21 protein-coding genes and 1 tRNA gene are annotated in these 20,245 nt (G+C 42.9%); 10 read left to right on the top strand and 12 right to left on the bottom strand.

The window, feature by feature from the left end:
- The first annotated feature begins 113 nt into the window (after window positions 1–113).
- The gene (locus ACLVWR_RS12415; RefSeq protein ID WP_413580965.1) at window positions 114–923 is read left to right on the top strand and encodes a TIGR02147 family protein; all 810 of its coding nucleotides are present in this window, start codon (window positions 114–116) and stop codon (window positions 921–923) included.
- Window positions 924–1,020: 97 nt separating this feature from the next.
- Here the strand turns inward: ACLVWR_RS12415 and ACLVWR_RS12410 are convergent, their stop codons facing one another.
- Entirely contained in the window at window positions 1,021–2,445 is a 1,425-nt protein-coding gene (locus ACLVWR_RS12410; protein ID WP_413580964.1) for a DNA cytosine methyltransferase, read from the bottom strand.
- Window positions 2,446–2,664: 219 nt separating this feature from the next.
- Here ACLVWR_RS12410 and ACLVWR_RS12405 point away from each other — a divergent pair, with 219 nt between their 5' ends.
- Window positions 2,665–3,060, top strand: coding sequence for a very short patch repair endonuclease (locus ACLVWR_RS12405; protein ID WP_413580963.1), 396 nt, complete (start codon window positions 2,665–2,667; stop codon window positions 3,058–3,060).
- On the opposite strand, the gene ACLVWR_RS12400 is transcribed toward ACLVWR_RS12405, so the two are convergent.
- The 8 genes from ACLVWR_RS12400 to ACLVWR_RS12365 form a co-directional block, all read right to left on the bottom strand.
- Complete coding sequence (locus ACLVWR_RS12400; protein WP_413580962.1) at window positions 3,043–4,056, bottom strand: PD-(D/E)XK motif protein; 1,014 nt, start codon at window positions 4,054–4,056, stop codon at window positions 3,043–3,045. The genes ACLVWR_RS12405 and ACLVWR_RS12400 overlap by 18 nt on opposite strands.
- Complete coding sequence (locus tag ACLVWR_RS12395; RefSeq protein ID WP_413580961.1) at window positions 4,053–6,587, bottom strand: Z1 domain-containing protein; 2,535 nt, start codon at window positions 6,585–6,587, stop codon at window positions 4,053–4,055. The genes ACLVWR_RS12400 and ACLVWR_RS12395 overlap by 4 nt, the downstream gene beginning before the upstream one ends.
- 3 nt (window positions 6,588–6,590) lie before the next feature.
- A complete protein-coding gene (locus ACLVWR_RS12390; protein ID WP_413580960.1) occupies window positions 6,591–8,036 on the bottom strand; it encodes an ATP-binding protein in 1,446 nt (481 codons plus the stop codon).
- The gene (locus ACLVWR_RS12385; RefSeq protein WP_413580959.1) at window positions 8,036–9,256 is read right to left on the bottom strand and encodes a DNA cytosine methyltransferase; all 1,221 of its coding nucleotides are present in this window, start codon (window positions 9,254–9,256) and stop codon (window positions 8,036–8,038) included. Before ACLVWR_RS12385 ends, ACLVWR_RS12390 begins: the two co-directional genes overlap by 1 nt.
- Window positions 9,257–9,628: 372 nt before the next feature.
- Complete coding sequence (locus ACLVWR_RS12380) at window positions 9,629–10,216, bottom strand: hypothetical protein (protein WP_413580958.1); 588 nt, start codon at window positions 10,214–10,216, stop codon at window positions 9,629–9,631.
- Window positions 10,217–10,231: 15 nt separating this feature from the next.
- Window positions 10,232–10,801, bottom strand: a complete 570-nt coding sequence (locus tag ACLVWR_RS12375; protein WP_413580957.1) for a response regulator — start codon at window positions 10,799–10,801, stop codon at window positions 10,232–10,234.
- A 1-nt stretch (window position 10,802) separates the two neighbouring features.
- Window positions 10,803–12,944: an ATP-binding protein gene (locus tag ACLVWR_RS12370; RefSeq protein ID WP_413580956.1), complete on the bottom strand. Its 2,142-nt coding sequence runs from the start codon at window positions 12,942–12,944 to the stop codon at window positions 10,803–10,805.
- 208 nt (window positions 12,945–13,152) lie between these two features.
- A tRNA-Asp gene (locus tag ACLVWR_RS12365) sits at window positions 13,153–13,229 on the bottom strand.
- Window positions 13,230–13,484: 255 nt separating this feature from the next.
- On the opposite strand from ACLVWR_RS12365, the gene ACLVWR_RS12360 reads away from it, so the two are divergent.
- Both ACLVWR_RS12360 and orn read left to right on the top strand, forming a co-directional pair.
- Window positions 13,485–13,880, top strand: a complete 396-nt coding sequence (locus ACLVWR_RS12360; protein WP_413580955.1) for a response regulator — start codon at window positions 13,485–13,487, stop codon at window positions 13,878–13,880.
- 26 nt (window positions 13,881–13,906) lie between these two features.
- Window positions 13,907–14,434: an oligoribonuclease gene (gene orn / locus ACLVWR_RS12355; protein WP_340596401.1), complete on the top strand. Its 528-nt coding sequence runs from the start codon at window positions 13,907–13,909 to the stop codon at window positions 14,432–14,434.
- On the opposite strand, the gene ACLVWR_RS12350 is transcribed toward orn, so the two are convergent.
- Window positions 14,435–14,791 carry a winged helix-turn-helix transcriptional regulator gene (locus ACLVWR_RS12350; protein WP_413580954.1) on the bottom strand — a complete coding sequence of 119 codons (357 nt, stop codon included), beginning with the start codon at window positions 14,789–14,791 and terminating at the stop codon, window positions 14,435–14,437.
- Window positions 14,792–14,920: 129 nt separating this feature from the next.
- Here ACLVWR_RS12350 and ACLVWR_RS12345 point away from each other — a divergent pair, with 129 nt between their 5' ends.
- Window positions 14,921–15,385, top strand: coding sequence for a GNAT family N-acetyltransferase (locus tag ACLVWR_RS12345; RefSeq protein WP_413580953.1), 465 nt, complete (start codon window positions 14,921–14,923; stop codon window positions 15,383–15,385).
- Here ACLVWR_RS12345 and ACLVWR_RS12340 read toward each other — a convergent pair.
- Complete coding sequence (locus ACLVWR_RS12340; RefSeq protein WP_413580952.1) at window positions 15,374–16,786, bottom strand: sigma-54-dependent transcriptional regulator; 1,413 nt, start codon at window positions 16,784–16,786, stop codon at window positions 15,374–15,376. The two genes, ACLVWR_RS12345 and ACLVWR_RS12340, sit on opposite strands and share 12 nt — an antisense overlap.
- 216 nt (window positions 16,787–17,002) lie before the next feature.
- Here ACLVWR_RS12340 and ACLVWR_RS12335 point away from each other — a divergent pair, with 216 nt between their 5' ends.
- Window positions 17,003–17,575: a hypothetical protein gene (locus tag ACLVWR_RS12335; protein WP_413580951.1), complete on the top strand. Its 573-nt coding sequence runs from the start codon at window positions 17,003–17,005 to the stop codon at window positions 17,573–17,575.
- A 9-nt stretch (window positions 17,576–17,584) separates the two neighbouring features.
- Complete coding sequence (locus tag ACLVWR_RS12330) at window positions 17,585–17,845, top strand: CsbD family protein (protein ID WP_340596396.1); 261 nt, start codon at window positions 17,585–17,587, stop codon at window positions 17,843–17,845.
- Window positions 17,846–17,941: 96 nt separating this feature from the next.
- On the opposite strand, the gene ACLVWR_RS12325 is transcribed toward ACLVWR_RS12330, so the two are convergent.
- Complete coding sequence (locus ACLVWR_RS12325; RefSeq protein ID WP_413580950.1) at window positions 17,942–18,229, bottom strand: Hpt domain-containing protein; 288 nt, start codon at window positions 18,227–18,229, stop codon at window positions 17,942–17,944.
- Between the two features lie 204 nt (window positions 18,230–18,433).
- Between ACLVWR_RS12325 and ACLVWR_RS12320 the strand changes: the two genes are divergently transcribed.
- The 3 genes from ACLVWR_RS12320 (at window position 18,434) to ACLVWR_RS12310 (ending at window position 20,243) form a co-directional block, all read left to right on the top strand.
- Window positions 18,434–18,682, top strand: coding sequence for a hypothetical protein (locus ACLVWR_RS12320; RefSeq protein ID WP_340596394.1), 249 nt, complete (start codon window positions 18,434–18,436; stop codon window positions 18,680–18,682).
- A 37-nt stretch (window positions 18,683–18,719) separates the two neighbouring features.
- Entirely contained in the window at window positions 18,720–19,355 is a 636-nt protein-coding gene (locus ACLVWR_RS12315) for a hypothetical protein (RefSeq protein WP_413580949.1), read from the top strand.
- A gap of 81 nt (window positions 19,356–19,436) precedes the next feature.
- Window positions 19,437–20,243: a hypothetical protein gene (locus ACLVWR_RS12310; protein WP_413580948.1), complete on the top strand. Its 807-nt coding sequence runs from the start codon at window positions 19,437–19,439 to the stop codon at window positions 20,241–20,243.
- The last annotated feature ends 2 nt before the right edge of the window (window positions 20,244–20,245 follow it).

The raw sequence follows: 20,245 nt of genomic DNA, 5'->3' as shown, positions 1-20,245 counted from the left end.
AATTTTTATCAGAATCGACGTTAGAAGTTGAAAACAAAAGATCAATTTTATAAGCTATTAAACAAATACTTTAGTAATTACTAAACACGATAGCAAACACAAAGACGGCAGCGATGAAAACAGATTCCATTTATTCATTCACAGACTACAGAGGTTATCTGCACGCATTCTTCGAAGTTTCCAAACCCGGCACCAAGACTAAGGTCGCAGAAGCTTTAGGTGTTCACACGTCCCTGCTTCCGCAAGTCATGGGGGAACAAATCGAGCTGTCGTTAGAGCAAGCTGAAAAGTTTAATAAGTTCCTGGGCCACGACGAGGAAGAGTCTTTTTACTTTATCCTGTTAGTCCTAAAATCCCGCGCCGGCACAATCCCACTAAAAAAACGAATGCAGCAACAAATCGACGACGCCCGCAAACGCCAAAGCGAGATCTCCCACCGGATAGCCAAAGAAAAAACCATTTCAGAAGAAGACCAGGAACGCTTTTACTCTTCCTACATTTTCGCCGCGATTCACGTGCTGTCTTCGATCCCCGAGTATTCAACGACTCCAAAAATAGCGGCAGCCCTAGGCCGCCCCGAAAATGAAATTTCCCGCGCTGTTGATTTTCTTTTGAACTTGGGAGTACTTCACCAAAAGGACGACAAGCTGACGCCAGGAAGCCGCCACGTGCATCTGCCGCCGCACTCCCCGCGTATTGTAAATCACCACTTGAACTGGCGATTTAAAGCAATAGAGAAAATTCGCGAAAACCCCAGAGCGGACTTGCACTACTCAGGAGCTCTCAGTCTTAGTGAACAAGATGTTTTGAAAATAAAAGAGATCTTGGCGAGTGCAATCGCTGACGTCACAGCTGTCGCGACGAAATCCCCGGAAGAAACCGCCTATGTTTTGTGCGCGGATTTCTTTACTCTTATGCGATAATCGCGGACTTCAGTAATGACGAAAACGAAAACTAAGGACAAGTGATTTAAGACACAACTTGGGCGTCTACACGAGAGACCATTCTACACGACAATAGCTAAGAATATGATTCCACATCATTGGAACCAAGTCTTTTGCTTCTGGGCTTACTAAGCTCACTCTTTTGCAAATCGAGAATAATTTGCTTAGCCAACGCTTCTGCAACCAAAGGCGCAATAGCGTTTCCAATCTGCTTAAACATTCTCCCCATCGTACCATGAAATTTAAAACCATCTGGGAAACTCTGAAGTCGAGCAGCCTCTCTTGGCGTAATAGTACGCGCTTGTTTTGAATCAAAATGGATATGACTGTATCCATCTTTCTCAAGGTGCGCTGTTAGCGTCCAAGATAATCTATCAGGATACAATTTTCTCCATTTTTGCGCAAAACTGTCAGATCGGTATGGCGGAACGACTTTGTTTTTTAAAGGTAATTTAGAAATTTTCCCAGAAGAGAAATCCAATTTAGTCAAACTCCAGATTGCGTTCGCAATTTCTAGAGCCTCCGGATAAGTATCTCCAGACTTCATTTTTTTGAAAATTGGATAATCTCTTGGGTTTCTTCTGCAAAAGTGATCCGCCAAGAAATCAGACTCAAACCCAGGCCAGTTTCTCATGAGTGAACAATATGAATTCAAAGGGACATCTTCATAGTTCATAACAATATCGCGACTTGGACGATAGCCCTCTTTGAGATGCGCCTGGAATTTTGGAAGATCTGCGAAAGCATTTTCCGCCGAAACACCAAGTTTGACATTAGCAATTTCAGGAATGGAATCTGGGTCGATGTAATAATCTGGCGATTTCCACTGTACACCCAGTCGAATTGGCTGAACTGCCGCACCACCGACATTATCTACATTGTGTGTTTTGTGAGGAAATTTTGGAGCAATGCCAAGATCTTTACGGTACCCAACAATAAAAACTCTTTCCCGACTTTGGGGAACGCCATACCAAGATGAATTCAAGAGGCTAACTTTTACGTTATAACCAAGGGAGTTCAGTTCATCACAGAAAATTTCCGCAAAATTTATTCCACGGACATTAAGCATACCTGGTACGTTTTCGAATAGTACAGCTTTAGGCTTTAAGAATGAAATGTGCTCCAATACAGATTTATAAAGCTTGTTTCTTGGATCTTTCGAGAAACACTTGCTAGATAGAGAATTGAGCTTTGCTCGCCCAACGGCAGAAAAGCCTTGGCAAGGTGGACTCGCAACAAGAAGATCAAGCGAATTAATACCGTGACTGATTAGCTCTTTTTTCAAAACCTTCAAATTGATTTTTGTAACGTCCCCATTAGCCGCTTTTATTGAAGAAAGCGGAGAGACGCCAAAGTTCAACTCCAAAGTTTTATTTGCAACGGGATCAATTTCTACATGTCCGATGCTTTCAAAACCTGCAGCATCAATCCCGAGCGCGGTACCGCCGCAACCGGAAAACAAATCTAAAGAAAAGAACGATCGTTTTTTGTATTTTTGCAAAGAGACTTCCTCAGCTGCATTATTAGAAAAGACTCTGATTGAATCAAGAACAAAGACTTGTTGACCTCGTGTAAACGCGCTATTGAAACAAGAAACTCAAAAATTGACACTAGATGGCACTGAAAACCTGAAAGCTGCACTTGCCATGCCTAGAAATTAATCAATTGATTCAAGTGAGCAGGCGCCAACAATACGAAAATCGGATTGGATAGTTAGTTTATGGATATTCTTTCGAAAAAACAAAGAAGTTACTGCATGTCACGAATTCGAGCAAAAGGAACAAAGCCTGAAACACAAATGGCGTCTATTCTAAAGCCTTTGGGCCTCAGGCTTCGAAAACACGCTGCTATTGTAGGGAAGCCAGACCTAATAAGTAAAAAACATGGCGTCGCAATATTTGTCGATGGTTGCCGTCGGCACTTCATTCAACCAAAATCAAATTCTCTTTTTTGGAAAGCCAAGATAAGCGCAAATGTAAAACGAGACCGCATTGTCGATCGCGAACTGCAAAGGTTGGGATACGTTGTAATCAGAATTTGGGAGCATGAACTTTGCTCCCAAATAAAAGTATTAAATAAAGTCCGAAAGAAGCTGAAACTAGCTCATTCGGCATAATTTACTCAATGCCGAATTGGCCGATTGAGTCGAACTCTTCTCAAGGTTTGCCAGTTCGATTTTGTATCGAACTTCTTTAATTCTGCTGTCCAAAGGCTTGGTAAATGATTGGTATGTTACCTTCGGGAAACTGTCATCCACTCGATACCACAAAGCAGATTGGAGAGCTTGATAGGAAAATTCTCGATACTGCTCTAGGTGATATGGTCTATATCCTGCGGCCGCTAGTTTTCTATGAAAAATTTCAAGCAAATCCAAATCATTCTTAATTACTTCTTCGATTCTCCCCACCAAATAGTCAATGGTCATGCCGTCAATACTTTGTGTTAACAGAAATACAACAACATACAATTCTTCAAAAAAGTGATTGTCGAGCTGTCTAAGATTACTGACCGTCATGATCGGAGGAACTGTTTCAGTAGATTTAATTTCACAGCCAATTCCGTTACCTTGGAAATCGTGATCTAATCCTTCAGGTCCTGTCCATTTTATAATAATACTACTACCAAACTGGTCTATGAAAGTTAGGATAAAGTTCAACTCCCCCCATAGGCCTTTAACCCATTCTTTTGTAACTTCGCAACTTAACGGTGCCCAAAAATAACGCCATTTGTTTAATACTGCTTTCAGAATTGCAAAACTATCTTGGTCAAGCATTTCAAAGCTTGAAATCAAGTCGTCAACGAATTGCAAAAAGGGACTGGTCATTCTTTCCAGATTCTCACGGCAGTACAAGGCAAGATATAGCTGTTCGCTTTCTCCATTTACCGATGCTTGAATTGCCTTAATTTCCAACCCTGAAATTGCTATATGCTTCAGCTCTTTAATTGATTTCGGACATGGGGATATCAGAATACCAGGTCCGAAAGATGGAATATGGGTGAGAAAAATTTTTTTCTCTCCCTTCTGGAATAAGAGTTTACCCGAAAGGGACTCTAGGTCGCTATTGCTTAATATCTCAATCAATAGATTTTTAAGCCTATCAACGTTTCTCATGCAAAGTCCTCTTGAGTCACATATTCAATAGTTGCTTCAGATTTTGAGCTAGGAAAGACGAACACAAGTCCGATCACATCCACACCATTTTTAGGGTCATCAAATAACTTGTTGCTGCCACCCTTACTTGAGGAAAATTTGTCGATAGCATAAAGAAACAAACCGCCAATTTCACAATCGTCAGCTGAACGACCAAAGGTTTCGCGCCATTTTGCAATATCAGGTGGACTGGAGAGAACTCTTATTGACGTATTCTTTTTGGAAGAACTATTTAGCTTAGCTCGATTAACTTTGTTTGTAGATATACCCGGCACCCAAGTATACGAACCTAAGCTTGAATTACCGCTCGGCAAACAAATATCCCACTTCGTTAGTTCATTGTGAACCAATTGTTGGGAGATATAATTCCTTAGAATAGCCCTATTAGTTTTCTTTGCATTCTTTCCGAAATGGTATGAATCAATTAACTCGATTATCTTATTGGCCGGAACATCAATCCAAAAACATTCGTCTTTATTGGTCTTTGATACATTTCGAGGCCCCAATGTGCTTAACCAACTCGCTACCAATGTCTGATTATCTTTTAGTTGCGTCGGCTTTTCTAAAGGAAATGAAACCGTTTCTGCTCTACTTCGCTGCAAACTAATGTTGATTCTCTGTCCTCTCCCCATTTTTAAAGAAGATGTTACGCTCAACGTTGGATGCGCACGGATTTTCGGCTTAATTTCCAAAGGAGTGGGAGGGTTCTCTTGAATGCTGTATTGCTTTAAGTCTTCTCGAAGTTCTAACTCAACACGAGCCAAATCAGCAAAAGCGTCTGCCATTTCTTCTGAAACAAAAATACGCGTCAAATCGGCATATCCTTGCCGATAACCGAACCAACGTCCCATCTGAAAGAGTGTATCATACATCTTCGAATTTCGTAGAAACAGAGACACTGATAAGCCCTCAAGGGTTAATCCTCTTGATAAACGGTTACCACCAATTACGATGTAACGTCGTGGCACTTCGCTCTTGTAATCTAGTTCGTCTCCCGAATCGGAATTGAGCTTCAATATTTCAATTTCGTTAACAACTGATTTTGCAAATTTCCAAAGAGTTTCAAATGATGGCTTATCTGATTCCGGAGACATGGTGTGCATGAAATCAGAATTCCATATTTCTTCCGCTTTTTCCGTCACCAATTTTAGAGTCTTGGGATAAACGACACCTTTCTTAATGAACTCAAATTCTTCTGTCACAACAGCTTTATAGTCCTCGTGTACGGCCTTTGCATGAGAAGGATGGACCAACATAGAAAAGTGCTTATCATTATGCCCCCTATACAAGCGGACACAGGAGCTAAGTACAAATGTCAATATTGCTCGATTGATTACTTCCGAGCCCTTCGCTGAATGCTCTATGGTATCCAATGCATCCAATTCATCCGGGGTGAGAAAACGCACCAAATTTAACTCAGGAGTCGCAGCTTCTTCAATTGATATAGAGGACGGAGACATTCCTAAGCCAAAAAGCTGCCGCGCTCCAAAATAATTAGCTGGTTCATCCAGCACTGCAATAAAGTCCCTCGGGTATAGGTCATCAATCGCATCAGCATCAATCAATATATTGGCAAACGGTGTTGCCGTGAAACCCACGTACGTACACTTTGAGAAAGACGATATCAATTCATAGATTTTTTGGTTTGTTCTTGAGCGTTCCTCTTTGTCCTCGCGGGTATAATTCGTATCAATTGATGCCAGATCTGCTTCGTCATCAATTATTAGTACCGGAAAGTCAGATAATTCATTCGATTGTTCTCGAGTTATCCATTTTTTAAAATTCTCTAGTGTACCTGGTCTTTTCTTTATTACAGCCAACATTGGAGATTGCTGGCCGTCTACGAATGAAATTGTTCCTTCCTGAAAATCGCCTTCCAGCCCCGATTTCGTATAACGGATCCATTTTGGTGTATCCTCATCATACTGTACTCGAAGCTCTGCTTCGATACTTTCGGAGTAACCCGTAAGATCCTGATCCATACGATCTTGTGTTTGCGCACGTAAATCATTGAAAGTTCCTGCAAAGACGACAATCAATCGGTATCCATTGTCAACGGCCCTGGCGATCAATGCCGCCATATTTGCCGTTTTTCCGCTTTGAACATGTCCCACAACCAATCCCCGACACTGAAATTTCTCATTAAGAATAGGCGCAGGAATACGTTTTATGATATCAAAGGAAGCTTGCTTCAAATTTCCAATTACGTTTTCATCCCAACCTCTTACGTTTTCAAGAAATGCCAAGTAAGAATTCAAATAAGGTTGATGATCTGAATCAGATGGCGAAATTAAGTTAAGTTTATTTTTATTGCGATCCATTAGAAGACTAGGCGCTTTAATCTTAACAAAATCTGAGTCTAATCCAACTTTCAAACGTTCGATAAACTGAACAGGAACTTTCGATTTTAATATAGCTTCGTCTAAGGACAAACGTTGTTCCTTAATCAGGAACTCAACCACTGCTTTGAATTCTGTATACGTATTTGCCATTGTTTATACCAATTTCATTATCTGTTTTTTAATGCTTTCAAGAGGTATTTTCTTTGGAGGTAATTTGCCTTCATACACTGCTTCTAAAAGAGACAATAGTGCCAAAAGAAAATTTCTTTGTTCATTTGGACGGCCACTTTTTTGAGTGATTACCGATGCAATCGGATGTTTAAACGGTACAATAATCTTAACATCTTTACCGCTTAAGCTTGCTGCAATAGTTGAGCTTCCCGTATTGGAAATCGAAACCGTAAGTGGACCCATCTTTTGATCAGGCTTTGGGATAAACTTTTCTTTTGCTTGCTTTTGACTTTTGTTGGACTTTTCTCCATAGACTGTCCTAGCCTGCTGTGCCCAGTCTGCAGTAAAATCTTTTAAGTCATTCCAGATTTGATCAGGAATTTTTGATTTCATTTTAGTTACATTAACTTGAAACGCTTTATCCAAATTTGCTGGAAAATCTATGGCAATTCTAAGCAATTTTGTATGCTCGTCAGGTTTCCGCATGTACGACCATCCACCCGCCTGCAGCAGACGTCCGTTTCGATAAAAATAGAACCCTTGTTGAAGGTTCCAACCCCGAGGACCAGCCGCTTTTTTCCATTTTTCTTGTGAACTGAAGCTTTTCTCTTTGGGCAGAATGTATGGTGTAATTGTGATCTTTCCCTTCCCCGTAGAGTCGTTAATTTCCCCTGTTTCTGGATGAATACTTTCCGTATTGTCTTCAGAAATGCAGAATGGATCCCATGGTTCCAACGGATTACCTTGAAGGTAAATTGTAAGTTTTGGTCGGCGAGATACACTTCCTTGCATGAACCTATGAAATACCATCGCCAAGTGACCTTCGATATCCCCAAGAAGCTGTCCCAGATTCTTTTGTTTTTTGTTCTCGTCTTTGTAGTAAAGGCCCGGATGTGCCTCCTTCATATCCTGCCAAATTACGACAGTCCCACATTTTTCTGGCAAATGCTTGTCGATGATTTCAATTTCTTCGGGAGTAAGGTTTTGATCTTCAATTATCTGAAGATCCCAATCGTTTTTCTTATAAATATGATCAAGATCCCAACGCATGATATTTCTGCGCGATTTTTTTCCGGAAGTTGGTTTTGGCTTGGATGCAACTGTCAGATTTCTGCATTGACTCAGTGATGCCGTCTTTAAACCCAGTCCAAATTTCCCCAGATCCTCATCACTATAGTTCTGTTCAGCTCCAAATCTCATTGCTTCAATTAGCGATTCCCGATCCATTCCTTCACCATTGTCAGAAATTACAATATAAGGTCTATCACTATCCGTACCTTCAATACTTACATGAATTTTCGTTGCACCCGCTGAGATGCTATTATCCAAAAGATCTGCAATAGCGGTTTTGCACTCATAACCCAGATCCCTGAGACTCTCGATTAGTCGTTTTGCTGCTGGTGGTGTTTTTATCGTTCTTGGTTGCATTATAGTTCGACCTCTTGAAAACTTGTTGCTTTAGATTTTCTTTGAATAGAAAAAATTTGTTTTTTTATCTCTGTGGCGATTCTAAACGCCACAAGTGGGGGTACCGCGTTTCCGATCAGCTGAAACTTACTACTCATGGATCCAGCAAAATAGAAAGAATCCGGAAAGGATTGAAGGCGAGCAGCTTCTCTAACTGAAATAGTTCGAGTTTGACTAGGATGAATATGTGAGTAGCAATCCTTACTGAGATGCGCTGTTACACATCCGCTAGGCTTACTCCAACGCAATTTTCTATATTTATCGTGGAAAATATCATCGCGATACCTTTTCAGATGCGCCGGCAAATCTTTGTATAGGTCCCCCTGTTTCATATGTTTGAATGCCGCAAGATCCTGTTCGTTGTGACCACGACAGACGTGATCAAAAATTTTACCAGGAACCGCATCCTTTCGCATAAGCTTCGCATAATCAGAGGTACCAGTTTGCTTAATGTAGTTTTTTATCCAGTCTTTCGAACCATGAGTAATTGCTGGAAGATCTGAAATTGCATCTTTAACAGTCGCTGTAGGATATTTGAATTGACCGTTCTTAAGAATTGTCTCTGGAAATCTAAACTGTAGATTTAAGTCTTTTCGGATTCCTACAAAGAAAAGTCGCTCACGGGATTGAGGAACCCCAAATTCACTAGCATTAACCTTTTTCCAAGTGACCCGATAACCGGCATCTTCAAAAGTTTCAGCCACCAAATCAGCTATATTGATTCCACTATGAGACAACATACCCGATACATTTTCCATGACAGCAACTTTAGGCTGAAAATGTCTAACATAAGCAAGATATCGCTTATAGAGCTTGTTGCGAGGATCCTCTAGGGGGCCTTGGGGGCCACTATCTTTTGTGAGCGAACGTATTTTCCCACGCCCCGCCATACTCCAACCTTGGCAAGGAGGCCCCCCGATAATAACGTCGAAGTTAATTCTGATGTTTTCTTTTGAAAGTTTATGCTCCAGCTGAAAGGGGGTTAACTTGGACAAATCCTCTTTCAACACGACGGTTTTCTTATCAGAATAATTTCCGACAAGTGTATCTATAGCATTCTGATTGAAGTCGATTGCAACTGATGTTGAAAAGCCTGCCCAATCGAATCCCAAACTAAATCCACCAGCTCCCGCGAATAGATCTAGCACTCTGTAGCTGTTGCCACTTGATGATGCACTCAAAGTTGACTCCTGGTAGTGTATATTCAGATTAGTTTATGGCGAGCTAGGAAGTATTGTCGAGTTGTCAGGAGAAATTGATTCTGAGACGCAATCCTTTGGCCTAGCAATTGGAGAAATTGATTGATTCCTTCAATCTTTATACCTTAGAAGGACGACCAATATGAATCTAATCACACTTGGATATTGAAATTATGCAAACCCCCGCTTCGAAAAGTGAGTTCAAAGAAATAGATTTGAGTGAGCTAGACGAACTACCTACTATTAAGAATGGCAATTTTTGGGGATGGAAGATCGCAAGTTTTTTGCAGAATAGCAGCGCTAATTTAACCGTGAAATTCGAGAAAAAAATCAATGAAGAAAATATTCTAAAAATTAGCTGTGAACAACATATCGAGCACTCGCCAACATCGCCCCACAAAGCATTAGATCATGAACATTCAAGCTCTGCGAAACTATATCTGCCTGCCGGCGCAACTCAGTTCGCAACACATCTGCCACACCCGCAGCATTTGTTCCATTAGTTATTCTCTCAATAAGCCCGGCACAAATTGCCTCTTTATACCTATCAATACTTGGGGAGCTAACAGTAATTATTGAACGGTCAAAACCAACAAAGCCCGCTGCGCCAACTGCCATTGCCTTCGGACCAAGGCGAGCGCCTGCATAGCAGGCTACTAAGTAACAAAACTTTCCTTCCAACACTGAAACATCAGAAATATTAAAAGCGCATTGGCTTGCGGGCGAATACAAGTTCCCATGTTCGTCACCGTGACACAAAGCCACGACAAGCTCCATATCACCGCCGAGAGCAGCTTTCAACTTTTGGGCGCGGTTAGCTTGGGTGAAATTTAAGTAGTCTACAAAAGTGGCTTTCAAATACGGCCGAAAGTACTTTAGGCAGTCCGCCGCAAATACATCCCATAGATCATTACTCGAATTTCTGATGACTACAGTATTCATTTGAATCGACTTTTTCTATTTTTTGTTTTTAATTGCAACCATTACTTGGTTCACACCCAGTCGATACATATGCAAAAGCTCACGCCCCAATGTGCTACATTTCTTCATTTCTGCGATCATCTCATGAGCTGAATAAACCTTGCCAGAGGAGTCTGAAATCATGGGCTTATTGGCTTCTGGGTTTCCTTCGCTCCAAAGCTCAAGATCTACTATGATGTTATCGTTATTTTCTAGCATCCGTTTAATAGCAGTGGGTAGAGATCCTGGACGGCCGCCTTTCGGCAAAATAAAATCCACACCTGCAACAATACAATCTGCATTGTTATCGCTGTCTGCCGCCCCGGAAAATAGAACAACAGGTACAAACTTATCCTGCTTTCGAATTTTCGATAATATAGAAAGACCATCAGTCTCGTCGCCAAGTCGGAAATCAAGTACGACCGCTTCAATAGGGAGCCGCTTCAATTGTTCCAACGCGTCTTCCGCCGTGTGAACACCACTAACCTCTAGATCGTAATGTTTTAGATTATCTTGCAAACTTTCAATTTGCATAGGGTCATCATCAATCGCTAATATTTTTCTCACGTTACCCACCAAGTAAAGGCAAAGTCACAACGAATACAGCTCCGCCGTTTCCACTTTCTAGAGCTAGCTCGCCACCATAGTCAGCGAGAATCTCACCTGCTATTGGCAATCCCAAACCACTTCCATCTGGTTTTGTGCTCCAAAATGGTTCAAAGATGTAATCAGTATTCTGATTAGCAACTCCTGGACCATTATCGGCAATTTTTATTTTTACTTGAGTTTCCTCGATGCGCCCAATGACTTTAATTTTTGCTTCTTGTCTGTTTTTTAACCAAAATAAACTGTTATCGAGTAAGTTGTAGAATACTTGAAAGACTTCTCCATAGTCTGATTTGACTATCATTTGTGAATCCAATTTGAGATCGACAGTAACAGCCGAATCCTCAATCCTATCTTCCAGCTGTTTCACAATGTCTTCAATCAAGACCTTCAAATTGACATTCTCAATTTTTCGTCTAGATCGAACAAAAGGCTGAAGGCGCCCCACCTCTCGATTAATGACGCCACCCGCAGTGTCTATCGAGTCAATTTTCTCTCTGATAGTAACACTATTGATTTTTTCTTTCCTTAAAACTTGACCAACGGTATCAGCAGCCCTCCGAATAAGATCAATTTGATTGCGCACTTCATGCGCCATTCGAGCTGCAATAACACCCAAACTTAGAATACGTCTGTAGCGAGATAATTCATCAAATACGGCAGATTCCGTCTCTTGCAATTCTAACATTGCTTTTCTTGCTAAGTGTGAAAGTTCATTTCGGTCTAAATCTTCAGTGGCATTATCAATATGACTCTGCATTTCTTGAAGGGCAGTTTTCTTAAATAACAGACTTGCTTTAGGCTTTTTTTCTTTTTTCTTTCGATCTTCTGCTTTTTGTTCGATCAAGAAGTTATTTACTTCCTGAACAATAACTTCCAAGGTGTCCTTCAAAGATGTGAATGCACCATTAGTAATCATACCTTGGCGATTCGTCAAATCCTGTAGACTTGAATTAAATTTCTCGGTCAAAAAGACAGCACCTAAAATTTGATTATTACTAATTCTTTCCGAAGGAGTATTGATTCTCTTTTTATCTAACTCCAGCCAATCATTTCCATTTTGTCCGTATGGCAACACTCGAAAACCATCCCGATAAATGGAAACACCGCACCAAGCATCCAATAGTTTACGCGCACCCATTAGGTTTGTGTTCAGTGCCGAAATTAGAGGTTCCAAGTTTTGGACATCACGAGGCCAAACAATCATTTCAACGGTGAATGGTCCTGGATAGCGGCCAATTTCACAGGGAACCTTAATCGGCTCCCTTTCCTGTCCATTGATCTTAACTTCTACATGGAGTTCGTCTTCGCTTTCAACTACTCGTGCCCGAACTTTTATTGGAGCCTTAGACAGTAGTTCTTTATTCAAAATCTCCAAATCATGACTTATATTATCGATATAAAATTGAATTTTAAAATTTTGAGGTCGCTCTGATTTAAATGGAGCCATTAATTTAACCAGCTCCATTTTTACATCCGCTATCAACTTTTCGTCGAACTCAGATCTTAAGTCTTCTAAAAATATATGCGTACCCTGCGAATAATCTTTCGGTTTTGGCAAACGATCTATTGGAATTTCGATATCTTCTAAATACTTTGTTTCATCGTCAAAAAGAGAAAAATTAATCTTGGCCTGATTTAAAAATTTTCCGTCTATTGTTGAAGTCTGAATTGTCAGATTCTTCGCCAACTTATCTGCCGCAAAACGACCAATCCCCTTTTTTCCTAAAAAAGGGCGATTGTTCGGTGACACCACTGTACTCCTTTTTGATGAGCTCCCTAACTCCAGCCATGCACCTTTAAGATCGCTTGATCTCATTCCATGTCCATTATCTACTATTTTTATACACGATGGCTTTGAGTTTCGATCAATATGGATTGAAACATTAGTTGCATCTGCATCGTAACTATTTTTTACGAGTTCTATCAGTGCAGTCACCTCATCGCTGATTAACTCTTCTCCAAGCATTCGCAGCAATCTAGCTCTCGGTTTAAAATAGTTCTCAGGTGCATTTTTCATCGAATCTCCTAAGTGATACCCAGTTCCATCAAACACACTGATGAAATCAAATTTATTCTCTGAAGATGCTTCTTTTCTGTCCATCAAATAATTCCTAGAAGTACTTCAATGGTCACATATGCCCCAGAATTACTTTCGGAAAATTTCTGATCTCTCCACCTCAAATACACATTGCTTTAACAGTCTCTTACAGGTGGCTATCTCACCAGAAAAAGAACTCTGAGGGATTTAGGCATAAAAAAACCGAAGACTAAGCTTCGGTGATTTTGTGCCATGTTTTTCAGGGAAAAAATGGCGGGGTGGACGGGACTCGAACCCGCGGCCTTCCGCGTGACAGGCGGACGTTATAACCAACTTAACTACCACCCCAGTGGTGTTTTGGAAGACTTGTTATAGCTATTGCGTCCCCGCAGATCAACATTATTTTTTAAATTTTTAATGATATTTCCGAACCACCCCAAAACTAATGCAGCGTGCTCAGGCAAACCCAAGATGTTTGCGTAAGAATTGTGCAAACATAGGAAATCTCGGGGTTTTTCTGTACTAACACAGGGAATTTCCGGCATTTTCCCCGTCCCAACCGATGACTCCCCCTCGCTGATTTGCGATACTGGGGCCATGAACATGCACTCGACATCACCCATCGGCAGACTCCTGATCATCGACGACGAAGAAGACCTTCGGGAAGTTTTAACTGCCATCCTGGAAGATTCGGCCGAGAAAATCGATACCGCCGCCAACGGGATTGAAGGCATTGAAAAACTTAAGCACCATCACTACGACGCCATCTTGTCCGACGAAAAGATGCCGAAAAAATCGGGTTTGGAAGTTCTTAAATGGATGCGCGAAAACGGCATTCAAACGCCCTTCATCATGCACACCGGATACGGCCAAAAAGATATCATTCAGGAAGCCCAGAATCTGGGAGTTTTCGCCTTGATCGATAAACCGTGGAACGAGAAAAAGCTGATCGAGACCGTCAAAACAGCTTTGCAAACTGGCACGGCTGCGCCAAAATAATTTTGAACTACAGGAAGAAGGCTCTTATGGAAAAACTATTTTGGCTGGACATGGAAATGACCGGCTTGGATGTTGAAAAAGAACGTATTATCGAGGTCGCTGCCATCGTCACTGATCTTAACTTTAAAGAGCTGGATGTCTTTGAAACCGTGATCAAACAGCCACAAAAATTCTTGGACAGCATGGATGCCTGGAATACCGAGCACCATAAGAAATCGGGCCTGACTGCCAAAGTTCCAAACGGTATGCCTGAAGATCAAGCCGAAGCTATGCTGGTGGATCTGGTGAAAAAGCACTGGCCAGAACCAAAGGATCGCCCGGTGATGGCCGGGAACTCGATCATGCAGGATCGCCTGTTCATTAATAAGTACATGCCGGACTTAGCAGGACGTCTGCATTATCGCCAGGTGGACGTGTCCTCATGGAAAGTGATCATCAACAACAAGTTCCGCTACATTTATCAAAAAACCAACAGCCACCGTGCTTTGGATGATATCCGCGAAAGCATCCAGGAGCTTCGTCATTACTGCGATAACTTAAGTTTTAAAAAGTAATTAACGTCCCACCATCACAAAGGGGCCGGCGACATAGTCTTTTTGATTTGCCAGGCCCCAACGGATCATCGCATACAACACGGGCTTCAACTCTTGGCCTGCCGCTGTTAGTTCGTACTCGACCCCAGACAATTTATCCCGCCCCAGTTCCGAGCGTCTGACAATGCCGGAGTTTTCCAATTCCTTTAGTTGCCGGGTCAAGGTTGCTTGAGTGATTCCCGGAGTCAGTCTGCGAAGTTCGCCAAATCTTTTGGGAGTCTTGCGCAAGTTATAAAGAATGATCGCCTTCCACTTTCCCTGGATGAGTGAGGCCGTCAATTCGGCGGGACAATTGAATTTCTTCTTTTTTACATTCATCTGCAATCACCCTTAGCTTACGTCTAATATCCACCCCTAGTATCAAATTTGATACTAGTTCAAGAAAAAACCTATTTAACGAAATAATTGGTACTGTGATAGTATCCTTGAGTCAACAGCGAGGAAAACATGTCGAAGTTTACCATCACTACCTATGCTCCGGAACACCACTCAGCCTTTGTTGAACTGAACACCGAATGGATTCAGAAACATTTTGTCGTCGAAAAGATGGACCTGCTTCAATTGAATCAAGCGCAGGAAAGTATCTTGAATATCGGCGGCGAGATTTTTTTCATTTTGGATCAGGGCAAAGCGATCGCCACCTGTGCGATGGTTCCGCATGGGGAAAAATCCTATGAGCTGGCAAAAATGGCGGTGTCCACGCATTACCGGGGACAGGGATTGGGCGACATGCTGATTGAAACGGCCATCGCATGGGCCAGAAAAATGAAAGCCGAAGAAATCACCCTGCTTTCAAACACGGTGCTGACTCCGGCTATCACACTTTATAAAAAACACGGCTTCGTGACCACCCAACTGGGTCCTCACCCCGACTATGCCCGCTGTAATATCGAGATGAAATTAGTGTTGTAGGGACAAGCCCTCATCCTGCAACTTGCGGTATAAAGTTTTGCGATCAATCCCCAGAGTTCTTGCTGTCAAATCTTTGACCCGGTCACACTTTTCAAACACAAACTGAATATATTGTTTTTCCACTTCATTCAGCGGAGCCACCTGGTTCCCGTATCTGAAAACAAAGGCGTTCTGATTACCCGAAGCCAAATCCCCGTCCTCCGACAACAATGCCGGCTCATCAAACATCAGGAAGGACGAAACATCAATCTCTGCATCAGTACTTAACACCACGGCGCGCTCGACTGTGTTTTCAAGCTCTCGAACATTCCCCCGCCAATTTTGGGTTAACAGAAACTCCTTGGCAGCCTTACTGAACCCCGTGACCTTGGAGCCATTCAATTCCGAAAACTTCTTCAGGAAGAACTCCGCCAACGGCAGAATATCTTCGCGGCGGTCCCTTAGAGGCGGAATCAAAATCGGGATAACATTCAGACGGAAAAACAAATCCTCACGGAAACGTTTTTCATGAACTTCGGTGCGCAGATCCTTGTGAGTGGCAGCGATGATACGCACGTCAATCGAACGAGACTGATTCTCCCCAACTCGTTTGATCTCTTTTTCCTGCAGAACTCGTAAAAGCTTTGCTTGAAGTGCCAGGTTCAAGTCACCGATTTCATCCAAAAACAAAGTGCCGCCGTTGGCTTCTTCAAACAAGCCGATCTTTTTATCATGAGCCCCGGTGAAGGAACCTTTCGCATGACCAAAGAGTTCTGATTCCAGCAAATTTTCTGGAATGGCTGAACAATTAATCGCTACAAACGGCTTATCACTTCGGGTGGACCAATTGTGGATGGCTTTGGCAAAAACCTCTTTTCCGGCACCGGACTCCCCCGTGATCGAAACAGTTGCGGAACTTTTCGCGACTCGCTTGGCGAGTTCCATGATCAGACGAATGCTTTCACTTTTTCCGATGATACCGTGGGGACTTAAACCTTTACTTTGATCAATGGCATCGCGCAGATTTTTGTTTTCGCGATTTAAATAGTTATACTTAAATGCCCGCTGCGCTGAAATCAGCAGCTGCGGAAAGTGAATGGGTTTTACCACAAAGTCATATGCACCGGCCTCAATCGCCGTCACCGCTGTATCCACATCGTTGGAAACCGTAACCAGGATGATCGGCACCATCATACCCTCGGTGCGCATCTGCCGGATGAAATCCAGGCCCGACATCTGCGGAAGATTCAAATCCGTGATAATGGCATCAGGAGCAAGCTTTCGCGTTTTCAGATTTTGCAAAGCCTCTAAAGGGTCTGCGCAGTGATGCACTTGAATGTCTTTTTGTCTGAAATAGGCAACGGCCAGCTCTGCCAAATCCAAGTCGTCTTCAATCAAAAGTATATGTTTTGGAGAATTCATAATCTTCCTGTACCTCCATCAAATGTGTGAACATTAAAGCGAGTGTGGAATTTAGCTACAACCCAAAAGTCCCTTTATGCCCCAATCGTAATCTTTTTAAGATTCTTTCCTTAATAGATTTGATTTGAGTGTGCAGGTCCTGCGGCATCAGAAGTGCACCATGCTTTGTTGTCCAGAGCGTTAAAGATTCTGGGACAGAACAGAAGGAGAAACATTATGTTGCAAAGAAAAACACTTATCACCACAGCATTGGCTGCAACAACGGCACTTGCAATGGGTTGTGCCTCGACGGAAACGAAAGAGGCCTCTCATGAGACTCCATCCAAAACATCGCAGGCAGCGGCGCAAATGGGCGCAGCTTATTATACCGTGATTGATTTTCCGGAAGGAAAAAACACCGTGAGTGAAGCAGAGAAAGTAAAGCTTCGACAGCTTGCGGGAGCCGCGAATGCCCACGGCGAAATCAAGGAAATTCAAGTTCTTGCCTGGGCCGATCGCGAGTATCCGGCTGAAGGTCAGAAAGTTCCAAGCAACGACAAGAAACTGGCAGACGATCGCCTGTCAGCGGTGAAAGACTTCTTTAAAAAAGACATGCAGTCTGAAGCCGACATCGACGTTCACAACATGGCCAAGCGTCCGAACTTCTTTTCGGAGCTGGTGAACTCCAACGACAATAAAACAAAAAACACATTCGAAAGCATTGGCGCGGCACCTAACGACATTGGTCCACGTCAGGCATTGATGGGAAACAAGGCTTCGAAAGCCGTGGTTCTGGTAAAATACGAATAGGAGGTATTTATGAATAAAGACGTACTTCAGGGAAAATGGAATGAAATCAAAGGCGAACTTCGCAAAACCTGGGGCAACATCACTGATGATGAGTTTGAAAAAACCAAAGGTGATGCCCAAGCTATCGCAGGCATCGTGCAACAGCGCTATGGACTTGCCAAAGAGGATGCTTCCAAAAAGGTGTCTTCATTGATGGATAAATACGCTGAATCGACAAAAGACAGCTTGCGCGAAAACCGCGACCAGGCAGAACGTAAAAGAAGTCATTAATTAAAATTTCCGTGACTGGATCCTTCAGCGGTCACGGGTTCTCCGCCGCCCCTTTCAATGTTTTCCGCCGAAAACTATGGGAGGGGCGGTCTCTCTTTAGGGAGCGAGCTCCTTCAAGTGAGCACGCATGGATTTTAAAAGATTTCGCACCACTTCCCGGACCGCCGCTTCGTCACTTTGATCCGCCTTAGCCTCCAGAATTCGCGCCATTTCCGTAAGGTTTGGAAATTCAAAAGAATCCGCATTCCCCTTAATCTGGTGGCCCGTTTTTTTAGCAAGATCAAAATTCACCGCGTCGCTGGTTTCAATATCAGACAACTCACCAATACGGCGGAGCAAATATTTAACTTGGGCGTCGGCAGAAACCTTGAATTCATCTTCCATACAAAAAGCCTTTATCAAAGACTGCATTCTATTCGCAAGTCCCAGAATTCATCAAGATACGATTACCCATCCCTTTTCTCCTCAAGGTGTGGCATTTCGCCTCATTGAAAGCTCCCCACATGGTTGTACTCGAATATAGCCACGCTCCAGATGGCACCGCGGTTGCATTTCCAATTTCGCATGAAACACAAAAGGAGAAAAACCATGAGACTAGTTACATCGCTTTTATTTGCAGGATTTTTGACAGGCGCTGCCACATACAGCTTTGCAGATGACATCAAAGAAACCACGAAAGAGGTCACTCAGGACACGAAGAAGGTCGTTAAAAAAAGTGCCAATCGCGTGGAAGAAACAGCCTGCGAAATGGTCAATGGCAAAATGGAATGCGCAGGTAAAAAGATCAAAAACCGCGCTTCTGAAGCCACTGAAGAAGTTAAAGACATGGCCAACTAGTTTTCAGTTCTAATCACCGCTTCATCAGGAGGACATCATGATATTCAAAAACAAACTCATCATCGTAGCGGTCGCTGTTCTGTGCTCCCCTTCCGTATTTGCACAAGACAGTACCGACTCCAGCAGTGACTTAAAACCTGGAGGCATGTTTATCGAGCCGATGTTGACCTATCAAACCGGCGACGTGAATGTTTCGTACCCCGCTCCCTTGAACGATTCCAAAGAAGACTTAAAAGGTTTCGGATTGGGTTTGCGTTTTGGAGTTCATGTCTGGGAATCCCTCTTCCTGGGGGCGGATGGCCGCTTCGCCAAACCCACCTATGATTCCTCTGCCCTGAACGGCGATGGTTCTTCTGACTCATACGACGCCGGCGTGACCCTGGGTGTACAGACTCCCCTCTATGGCATCCGGGTTTGGGGTACCTACATTCTGACCGGTGGTCTGAATCCCGAAGAAATTGGCGGCGTGGATGTTAAGTTCAATGATCTGAAAGGCTACCGCATTGGAGCTGGTATCTATGTAAAAAGTGTCAGCATCAATCTGGAGTACCAAGACGCAACTTATGATTCGACAACAATTGAAAATGCCGGTCCCCTGTCTGGGAACCTCGATGGCATCGAAGGCAGAAACAAAAGCTATATCGTAAGCTTATCCTTCCCTGTCACTCTCTAACCACCCTTCCAACAAAGTGGGCAGTCTCATTGAGCCGAGCTGCCCGCTCCTCTTTGCGTAGATGACGAATCTGTTAAGAAGTTGATAAGACTTGTCAGAATCAATCAATTTTGTAACTACAGTCCTCACACGAATCATTTCGCTCAAGAGGACTTCACCATCGCATACTGGATCTATGCCTTTATTATTCTATGGACAGCGGTGACCGCCGCAGCCGGAGAGACCTCCCAAAATGTAATTAATTTGGGCGTCCCTTTTAAATATAATCGCAATCAGGCGCTGGTTGAGTATCACAATCTGGTCATTGGCTCATTCAACGATATTGGCTACAAAGTCGAAACAACCCTAAGAACGGCGCAAAGCTCGCGCGAAATCCTGCTGTCAGGGCGCGTGGATGCTGTGGCCTATGATGATTTGAGTGATACCCGCGGAATCGAAAAGGTTGTTATTACCTCATTCCCCGTGGCAAAGACCTATGCTTCCGTATTTCATTTGCGCTCCGAATCCCTGGATATAAAAAATCTTAAAAAATACAAAGGGACTATCTCACTGAATAACTTGCGAATTTTGCAGATGGCGAAACAGCGGAAGCTGAATTTTATCCAGGCGACCAATCCCTTTCACTGCATTCAGCTTTTGCTTGAGAAGAAAGTGAAATACTGTATTTCCATTCGCGAAGTGGGCCTGTCGGTGGTGAACGCCAATCCTGAAACCAAGAAAAAAATCACTCTGCTTCCGGAACCGTTTATGGATACGCCCGTGTACGTAGCCATGAGAAAAGAATTTGCGAAGGAGATGCCGAAACTGGAAGCGGCTTTGAAAAAACGCCTGACCGGTGATCTCAGCGCCTACCCTACGATTCGTGAAGCTCTGAATAAGAACCCATAAAA

This window comes from Bdellovibrio sp. HCB288 (assembly GCF_047305935.1).
GTDB lineage: Bacteria > Bdellovibrionota > Bdellovibrionia > Bdellovibrionales > Bdellovibrionaceae > Bdellovibrio.
Note: the sequence above shows the minus strand (reverse complement) of the source record. Positions and strands in the feature narration are given on the sequence as shown.